Source organism: uncultured Candidatus Thioglobus sp., from assembly GCF_963981275.1.
GTDB lineage: Bacteria > Pseudomonadota > Gammaproteobacteria > PS1 > Pseudothioglobaceae > Thioglobus_A.
In genome coordinates this window covers 1-4,898 of record NZ_CAXCCZ010000052.1, presented here as the reverse complement: position 1 = coordinate 4,898, position 4,898 = coordinate 1, and the positions used below count along the sequence as shown (strand labels likewise).

Sequence of the window (4,898 nt, the reverse complement as noted above, 5' to 3'; positions counted from 1 at the left end):
GGTGTACCTAGTAGCAATACATTAGCACCACGATTAGCAAATAAGCCGTTGGTTACTACGCCAACAATGCTGTCTAATTTGGTTTCTAGAGCTTTAGCATCAGTAATTTTTAATCCGGTAATGTCTAAAATTTGATTGCCATTGTCGGTTGTAAAATCTCTAAGGATGGCTTGGCCACCAATGTCTTTTTCAATAATGCGTTTAACATGATTAGCCGCCATTGGAATCACTTCAACAGGCAGTGGGAACTCACCCATAACAGGCACTAATTTTGACTCATCTGCAATACACACAAAGCTATCAGCTACAGCTGCTACAATTTTTTCACGCGTCAGTGCGCCACCGCCACCTTTGATAAGATTTAAGCCATCATCAGACTCATCAGCACCATCGATATAAACAGAAATCTGCTCAACATCGTTTAGATCAAATACCTTAATGCCATGACTTTCTAGGCGCTCTTGAGTTGCAATTGAGCTAGCAACACAACCCACAATATCATCTTTCATTGTGGCTAAAGCATCAATGAAAAAATTAGCCGTTGATCCAGTGCCCACGCCTATAATAGTATCCTTAACAACGTACTTAAGTGCTGCTTGCGCCACGTCGAATTTCATTTCGTCTTGAGTCATAATGTGCTCCAAATTTTTATTTATTCGGTCGATTATACACTGAGACTTTACTCTTATCTATTATGAAAAAAATCATTCTTGCTAGTAACAACAAAGGAAAAATCAGAGAGTTTAACGCCATGTTAGAGGGTGTTTACGAAGTAGTTTCCATGAGCGATATGAACGTAGAAGAAGTGCCAGAAATTGGCCTAACCTTTGTTGAAAATGCACTCATTAAAGCTCGCAATGCATCGGAGCAATCTGGCTTGCCAGCGCTTGCTGATGACTCTGGCATTGTGGTGGATGCACTAAATGGTGCGCCCGGTATTTATTCCGCGCGTTTTGCGGGTAATCATGGCGATGATGAAGCCAATACACAGAAAGTATTGAGAGATATGAGTCAGATTCCAGATGGACAGCGTAGTGCGCGATTTTGGTGTGCCATAGTATTTGTTGAGCATGCGAATGATCCAACACCAATCATTATTCAGCGCGGCTGGGAGGGTGAAATTCTTCGAGAAAAAGCGGGTAAAAACGGCTTTGGCTATGACCCAATTTTTTATGTACCAACTCATTCCAAGGCTTCAGCAGAGCTTTCACCGGAGATTAAAAACACCATTTCGCATCGAGGTAAAGCGTTGCAGGCGTTACTAGCAGAGTTAAAAAAATAGATCTAAATGCTAGAATTACCACCTTTATCACTCTATATTCACTATCCTTGGTGTGTTAAAAAGTGCCCCTATTGCGATTTCAACTCCCATGAAGGCGAGGATAGAGATGGGTATATTTCAGCATTATTAGCAGATCTTGATACTGATTTATCATACGTACAAGGCCGGTCTATTCATTCGATATTTATTGGCGGTGGCACGCCAAGTTTGATGACTGAGCAGGACTTATCTCAGTTGTTTAACGGGCTAAAGTCACGCTTGGTTTTTGACAATAATATTGAAATCACACTTGAGACAAACCCAGGCACATTCGAGATTGAAAAATTTAAAGCCTTTAAAGAAATAGGCATTAATCGTTTGTCAATCGGCGTGCAATCATTTAATAATCAAAACTTACAAGCACTAGGACGTATTCATAATGCATATGAGGCAGGCAAGGCCTGCACCCAGGCAGCAAAGATTTTTGATAATTTCAATATTGACTTAATGTATGGATTGCAAGGGCAATCTATAGATGAGTGTCTGGCTGATTTGCAACAAGCAGTTGATCTAAATCCTACGCATATTTCTTTTTATCAACTGACGATTGAGCCGAACACCTTGTTTTCAAAATTTCCACCCAAGTTGCCGGCTGATGATGATATTTGGACCATGGGAGAGGTTGGTGTTAAGCTATTAGAGTCTCATGGTTTTAATCGTTACGAGGTGTCTGCCTTTGGTAAAAAGCCGTCAAGGCACAATCTAAACTATTGGGAATTTGGCGACTATATTGGCATTGGTGCAGGTGCTCATGGCAAAATTACACTCGCCAAAGATAGCTCAATGATCAGAACGCTTAAATCAAAAGCGCCCAAAGATTACATTCAAAATCGCAAAAAAACCACCGAACATATTGAAAATTTAGCTTTTGAATTTATGCTCAATGCGCTTAGGCTAAAAAATGGATTTGATTCTGTGTTATTTCTCAGTCGCACGGGCCAATCGATGGATGATATTACTAATCAGATTCAGCAAGCAACGACTGCGGGATTATTAAAAGCTCAGGCTGATAAAATTATTCCAACCAAAAAAGGGTATGATTTTTTAAACGATTTGCAGTCATATTTTCTGTGATATAATTTTTTCAATATGAAGACTATTTTCTCTTTAATCTTGTTTATTTTTATGTCTACAGCCCTGGCCGGGTCTGGGGCAGGTAAAACAAATGAAGTGGGCTTTAAGTGTGCGCACGCCAACAATATTGAAAGCAATATGTTGATGGGCGCGCATACTCATGCTGACTGCACACAAAGCTCTGCGATTGACCATGTTGAGATTTTATCTAAAATTATAACACCCAAAATAGCAACCTCTTTTGCCATGCTCGACCCCTCTTATGTGTCAATTACTCTCAAAGTTTCCACACCTCCTCCAATAATTTAACTGCTAGTAAGGTGTTATCAAATCTTGTTTTTAGTTTTAATCATGAATAAGCAAATTTGCAATCCACGCCTGGCTAGAGCTCCTAATTTTTTTAAGAAAGTATAAAAACCAGGCTTAATAATCTTAAGTCAAAAATTATCAGTATATTATTTAATTAAAGGAAAAACAACATGAAGGTATTAATTATTTTATCAAGCGCATTATTTTTAACAGGTTGCTTTGATAATGGCGATACGCCAGTGGCAGCTAAAGATAGCGCTCAATTAGGGCAAGTTACATTTGAAAAAAACTGTGCCTCTTGTCACGGCAAGAGTGGACAAGGGCTTGTTAAAGATTGGAAGCAAAGACAGGCTGATGGCAAATTCCCCGCGCCACCAGTCAATGGGACGGCGCACGCTTGGCACCATTCTCCAAAAGCACTAATGAATACGATTAACAATGGCGGTATTAAACTAGGTGGCTGGATGCCAGGTTTTAAAGATCAATTGAGCGAAGAGGAAAAGCAAGCGGCACTTGATTATATTCATGATCTTTGGCCTGAAGATACTCAAAAAAAATACGATAAACGGTTTAAGTAGCCTTTGCGTGTAACGCCTATTAGGGGTAGTATGAAATTACAAATTGCAATGGAGTAAAGCTATGAATCAAGGGTTTTGGTCATGCAAGCACACTTGGAAGCGTAGTGCTAATAATACCAAATGGTGTTTGATTGGTTGCGCTGTTGGTGATTTTGGTACGATTGCTTTTTTTCAGTTTACCCAGTTCAGTGCAAGTACATTAGTTATTTTTATTTGGGCGACTATTAATGGAATATTGACCAGTATAGCCTTGGAAACCTATATGCTGATTCGCCAGAAAATGCAGACTTACGAAGCATTTAAGATGGCAGTAGGCATGAGTTTAATTTCAATGCTTGCTATGGAATTTGCCATGAATTTGACAGACTACTACCTAACTGGCGGTGCGTTTTTTGTTTGGTGGGTTGTTCCAATCTCTTTATTCTTTGGTTTTATTACGCCGTGGCCTTATAACTATTGGCGCCTAAAAGCACTAGGGAAAGCTTGTCATTGAAGAATATCGATACTGATCGTTGTTGTTGGTAAAATAGCCATTTAATTACTTTCTACATTTATTTGACATGTCAGATACTACACACAATATTGCCAGCGTTCTAACTGAAAGCTTGCCATATATTCAAAAATTTCAAGGCAAAACCATCGTTATTAAATATGGTGGCAATGCTATGGTCGATGAAAAGCTAAAATCAAGCTTTGCACGTGACATTGTATTAATGAAATCTGTTGGCATGAACCCGATTGTAGTGCATGGTGGCGGGCCTCAGATTGGCAAAACACTAGAAAAGATCGGCAAGCAAAGTGAGTTTATCGGTGGCATGCGGGTGACAGATTCTGAAACCATGGATGTGGTTGAGATGGTGCTAGGTGGCTTAGTTAATAAAGAAATCGTTAATTTAATTCACCAACATGGCGGCCACTCAATCGGCTTAACGGGCAAAGATGGTAGTCTGATTTCAGCTAAAAAATTAAAGCACGATATCGAGCCTACTTCTGAAATTATCGATCTGGGCCATGTGGGTGAGGTTGATGAGATCGACACCTCGGTGATCGAGCTGCTACTAAAGGGTGATTTTATCCCGGTCATTGCACCGATTGGTGTTGGCAAAGATGGATTCTCTTACAACATTAATGCTGATTTAGTAGCTGGATCGATTGCTGAAGCTCTTGGCGCTGAAAAACTTATTTTACTAACCAATACCTCTGGACTATTAGATGGTGAAGGTGAATTGCTCACTGGTTTGGATGCAAAAATGGTAGATAGTTTAATCACCGATGGTACGATTCATGGTGGCATGTTGCCAAAGATCGGCTGTGCTTTATCAGCGGTGAAAAACGGCGTTAAATCCACACACATTATTGATGGCCGTGTCTCACACGCCGTTCTTTTAGAAATCTTTACCGACAACGGTGTTGGTACACTAATTACCTGCAATGAGTAAAAATAATCGTAACACTATTAAAGTCGTAGACTGCCAAGTATTGGCGCATTATCAATTTGAGGGCGATCAATATATTTTGACGCTGTCTTCTGAGACTATTGCCAATGAAACCAAACCAGGCCAATTTGTGCATATCACTGTGTCGGATGCTTTGTCAATGCGACGTCCAATTTCAAT

At 39.9% G+C, this 4,898-nt stretch carries 7 protein-coding genes and 1 pseudogene; 7 read left to right on the top strand and 1 reads right to left on the bottom strand.

The features are described 5' to 3' along the window. Window positions 1-632, bottom strand: a 632-nt coding sequence (gene rpiA / locus ABNR88_RS06895; protein ID WP_348670224.1) for a ribose-5-phosphate isomerase RpiA, incomplete at its 3' end; no start/stop codon positions are given. 62 nt (window positions 633-694) lie between these two features. On the opposite strand from rpiA, the gene rdgB reads away from it, so the two are divergent. From rdgB to ABNR88_RS06860, 7 genes and pseudogenes are all read left to right on the top strand, one after another. Beyond that, window positions 695-1,282, top strand: a complete 588-nt coding sequence (rdgB, locus tag ABNR88_RS06890) for an RdgB/HAM1 family non-canonical purine NTP pyrophosphatase (RefSeq protein ID WP_291926459.1) — start codon at window positions 695-697, stop codon at window positions 1,280-1,282. Between the two features lie 6 nt (window positions 1,283-1,288). Further along, on the top strand, window positions 1,289-2,395 hold the full coding sequence (gene hemW / locus ABNR88_RS06885; protein WP_291926456.1) for a radical SAM family heme chaperone HemW: 1,107 nt from the start codon (window positions 1,289-1,291) through the stop codon (window positions 2,393-2,395). Between the two features lie 51 nt (window positions 2,396-2,446). Next, on the top strand, window positions 2,447-2,704 hold the full coding sequence (locus tag ABNR88_RS06880) for a hypothetical protein (protein ID WP_348670223.1): 258 nt from the start codon (window positions 2,447-2,449) through the stop codon (window positions 2,702-2,704). Window positions 2,705-2,874: 170 nt separating this feature from the next. Next, window positions 2,875-3,282 carry a c-type cytochrome gene (locus ABNR88_RS06875; protein WP_291926451.1) on the top strand — a complete coding sequence of 136 codons (408 nt, stop codon included), beginning with the start codon at window positions 2,875-2,877 and terminating at the stop codon, window positions 3,280-3,282. A 61-nt stretch (window positions 3,283-3,343) separates the two neighbouring features. Next, window positions 3,344-3,775, top strand: coding sequence for a DUF4396 domain-containing protein (locus tag ABNR88_RS06870; protein ID WP_291926446.1), 432 nt, complete (start codon window positions 3,344-3,346; stop codon window positions 3,773-3,775). Window positions 3,776-3,842: 67 nt separating this feature from the next. Beyond that, on the top strand, window positions 3,843-4,721 hold the full coding sequence (gene argB, locus ABNR88_RS06865) for an acetylglutamate kinase (RefSeq protein ID WP_348670222.1): 879 nt from the start codon (window positions 3,843-3,845) through the stop codon (window positions 4,719-4,721). Beyond that, window positions 4,714-4,898, top strand: a pseudogene (locus tag ABNR88_RS06860) (dihydroorotate dehydrogenase electron transfer subunit); the annotation flags it as partial. The gene argB and the pseudogene ABNR88_RS06860, both read left to right, overlap by 8 nt.

Bases quoted from the DNA above. Each gene is read 5' to 3' on its own strand.
- rdgB (WP_291926459.1), top strand. From the start codon at position 695: ATGAAAAAAATCATTCTTGCTAGTAACAACAAAGGAAAAATCAGAGAG.
- hemW (WP_291926456.1), top strand. From the start codon at position 1,289: ATGCTAGAATTACCACCTTTATCACTCTATATTCACTATCCTTGGTGT.
- ABNR88_RS06880 (WP_348670223.1), top strand. From the start codon at position 2,447: ATGTCTACAGCCCTGGCCGGGTCTGGGGCAGGTAAAACAAATGAAGTG.
- ABNR88_RS06875 (WP_291926451.1), top strand. From the start codon at position 2,875: ATGAAGGTATTAATTATTTTATCAAGCGCATTATTTTTAACAGGTTGC.
- ABNR88_RS06870 (WP_291926446.1), top strand. From the start codon at position 3,344: ATGAATCAAGGGTTTTGGTCATGCAAGCACACTTGGAAGCGTAGTGCT.
- argB (WP_348670222.1), top strand. From the start codon at position 3,843: ATGTCAGATACTACACACAATATTGCCAGCGTTCTAACTGAAAGCTTG.